This window comes from Vibrio sp. 1288, assembly GCF_033344475.1.
Window position 1 is genome coordinate 1 of record NZ_JAWPOX010000242.1, and the last position, 909, is coordinate 909.

The 909-nt window shown below is 48.1% G+C and carries 1 protein-coding gene and 1 pseudogene; one reads left to right on the top strand and one right to left on the bottom strand.

The annotated features are described in order from the left end of the window. Window positions 1–133: pseudogene (locus R8O11_RS25965) on the top strand (mechanosensitive ion channel family protein); the annotation flags it as partial. Between the two features lie 80 nt (window positions 134–213). On the opposite strand, the gene R8O11_RS25970 reads toward R8O11_RS25965, so the two are convergent. Then, window positions 214–909, bottom strand: a 696-nt coding sequence (locus R8O11_RS25970) for an iron chelate uptake ABC transporter family permease subunit (RefSeq protein WP_318194707.1), incomplete at its 5' end; no start/stop codon positions are given.

Below are 909 nucleotides of genomic sequence, written 5' to 3' on the forward strand. Positions count from 1 at the left end.
GCATGTGATGATCTTCTGCCCAACAGATAAGGCAAACCATTTAGAGCATTTGATTCGTCAGGACTTTATGGAGCTTTACGAGCAGCGTTTTCCTGCTTCGAATGATGAATCGAACGACGCTGCATTCAACTAACTCGCATTAAAAAGAAACCCGCTGCTTCGGAGTAAACTCCCAAAGAGCGGGTTTCTTTTTTCGCTTATCTTTACGCCAAGCTATCGGAACTTGCTTTTGAGCATCAGGAACAAGAAGTAGGTACTACCGATAATCGCGACTAACGTACCTGCTGCAATTTGGCTCGGGTAAATGGCGATTTGCCCTAACCAATCCGCCCAAACCATAAGCGTTGCACCAATCAAACTGCCAATGAATAATTGTTCTTTGACCTTTCTTGCTCCTAGCATCATCGCCATGTGTGGTGCGACCAAACCAACAAAGGAAACGGGGCCGACCGTCGCCGTTGAAAAGGCACACAGCAGAGCAACGATAACAAGCAAAATCGTGTTCGCAGATGATGGATTCAGCCCGCGCGCGTTAGAAAACGCTCGACCAATAGAAATCAGTGTTAGCCAACGTGACAACGCAAACACAATCGCTAAAAGCACCAACACGGCGATAAGCAACATCAATGCACTTGTGCTGGTGACGCGATACGTTGAGCCCGTGAGCCAGAGCAAAATTTTGTAACTTTCCCCAGAGCCTTGCGCCAACGCAAACTGCACGAGAGCTTGTAATAGGGCGCTAAGGGCAATACCCGAGAGTACAAAATTAGAAGGGTTAAAGTGGCTGCGTTTCCCGATAATGAGCAGCAGCATCAATACGGTCAGACTGCCCAGAAAAGCGACGCCCCAGTTAAATGCGGCGAGTACAGAGCCAACCATCACACCAGTGATGATAATGGCAAAGGTTGC